This is a genomic window from Rhodococcus sp. CX, from assembly GCF_015865005.1.
GTDB lineage: Bacteria > Actinomycetota > Actinomycetes > Mycobacteriales > Mycobacteriaceae > Rhodococcus.
Genome location: NZ_JADZGH010000119.1, coordinates 1 through 2221 on the forward strand (window position 1 = coordinate 1; position 2221 = coordinate 2221).

Below are 2221 nucleotides of genomic sequence, written 5' to 3' on the forward strand. Positions count from 1 at the left end.
GGCCTTGAGCCAGCGGGTGACGGTGCCTTCGGTGACGGATTCGCCGAGTGCGGGCATGGTGACCGGGGTGCCGTTCGCGGCGCCGCCCTGGGCGGGTGCGGGAGCGGCAGCGGCGGGGGCCTCGGCGGCCGGAGCCGGAGCGGCAGGTTCGGCCGCAGCCGGAGCCGGAGCGGCGGGTTCGGCCGCGGCCGGAGCCTGGGCGGCGGCAGGAGCAGAGGCCTCGCCGGCCTCACCGATGACGGCGAGCTCGCCACCGATCTCGACGGTGTCGTCCTCCTGGGCGACGATCCTCACCAGGACACCGGCAGCGGGGGACGGGATTTCGGTGTCGACCTTGTCCGTGGAGACTTCGAGCAGGGGCTCGTCGACTTCGACCGTGTCTCCTTCCTGCTTGAGCCATCGCGTGACAGTTCCCTCGGTGACGCTCTCACCAAGCGCTGGCATCTGGACGGAGAAGGCCATGTCTGTTGACTCCTCGACGGTTGTTTCGTGTGTGTTGAGTTGTACCGACTCGTGGTCGTCCGACCATTGTGTGGTCGTTGACTATTGTGCTCGAGCCCGAAGACTCGCGCGGGTACTTCGTTGGTGCGTACGGTCCACACCCGGCAGGCATGGCCTCGACCATCCTTGCACTGATCACTTCCGGGTGTACGGCGAGGGGCACGTCACGTTGCACCGGGCGTGCCTTCCGGGCACTCGAAGGCACCCGGAAGGCACGCCTGAGGTCAGCCGTTGGCTGCGATGTCCTCGATGACCGCGAACATCGTGCGCACCGGCACACCGGTCCCGCCCTTGCCGATGTAGCCGAACGGACCGCCGGTGTTGAACGCCGGACCCGCCACGTCCAGATGCGCCCACTGCACACCCTCGGGGACGAATTCCTTCAGGAAGATCGCGGCCGCCAGCATCCCGCCCCACCGGTGCGGGGTGACGTTCGCCAGGTCCGCGACCCGCGAGTTGAGGTCGGCGCGCAGCTCCGCCGGCAGCGGCATGGCCCAGCCGTTCTCCCCGACGGACCGCGACAGCTCCGCGACCCGGTCACGGAACTCGTCGGTGCCCATCACACCCGGGGTGCGGGTGCCCAGCGCTACCATCTGCGCGCCGGTCAGCGTGGCGGTGTCGATCAGGTAGTCGGGCTCGTCCTCGCAGGCACGCACGATCGCGTCGGCCAGGATCAGGCGACCTTCCGCGTCGGTGTTGATCACCTCGACCGTCGTTCCGCCGTACTGGGTGAGCACGTCCCCGGGACGCTGCGCCGTCGACGACGGCATGTTCTCGGCCATCGGGACGGTCGCGGTGACGTCCGCGGCCACACCGAGCTTCGCGGCGAGCACGACGGTCGCGATCACCGCGGCCGCACCGCCCATGTCGGAGGTCATGTTCTCCATGCCCGCGGCGGGCTTGATGGAGATGCCACCGGTGTCGAACGTGATGCCCTTGCCGACCAGCGCGACCTTCGGGGCCTTGCGCTTCTTCGACGAGTAGCTCAGCCGCACCAGCCGCGGCGGACGCGACGAACCCTGCCCGACACCGACGATGCCGCCGAAGCCCTGCTTGGCCAGGGCCTTCTCGTCGAGCACCTCGACCTTCAGGCCCGCCGCGGTGCCGAGCGCCTTCGCGCGGTCGGCGAACTCCGCCGGGTACAGGTGACTCGGCGGGGTGTTGACGAATTCGCGGGCGGTGGCGACGGCCTCGGCGATCGCGGCCGACCGGGTCAGCGCGGCCTTGGTCTCGCGGGCACGGGGCGAGGCCACCAGGAACTCGATTCGGGCCGGCGGGCGCGCGTCGTCGCCCGGCGCGGACTTCGCGGAGCGGAACTCGGTGAACGTGTACGCGCCGAGGGCGAAGCCTTCGACGGCCGCACCGAGATCCACCTCGGACAGCGTCGTCGCGACGACCGAGGCACCGTTCAGGGCCCGTGCCGCGGAGCCGGCGGCGCGTCGCACCTGCTCGGCGTCGATCTTGTCGGCGGCACCGAGACCGACTGCCAGCACGCTCGTCACCGGCAGCGCCGCCGGGGCGGGGACCCGGGTCAGTTCCTCGGACTTGCCGGTCGCGCCGACCGCGGTCACGGCGTCGAGCACCTCGCCGAGCACGGCTTCGTCGACGACGCCGCCGAGCAGCGCCTCGGGACCGTCGTCTCCGGACGTGAGTCCGATCACGAGAACATCGGCTCGTTTCGAGAGGGACCCGGCGAGAACGAGTTCCGGGAGGGTGGGAG

General features: G+C 70.6%; 2 protein-coding genes. Both read right to left on the reverse strand.

Going from position 1 to position 2221, the window contains the following annotated elements:
- Positions 1 to 462 (reverse strand): biotin/lipoyl-containing protein (locus I0Q12_RS13050; RefSeq protein ID WP_307846217.1); only part of this gene is annotated, 462 nt, incomplete at its 3' end.
- 263 nt (positions 463 to 725) lie between these two features.
- Positions 726 to 2221: leucyl aminopeptidase (locus I0Q12_RS13055; RefSeq protein ID WP_197252324.1), on the reverse strand; the 1496-nt coding region annotated here is incomplete at its 5' end.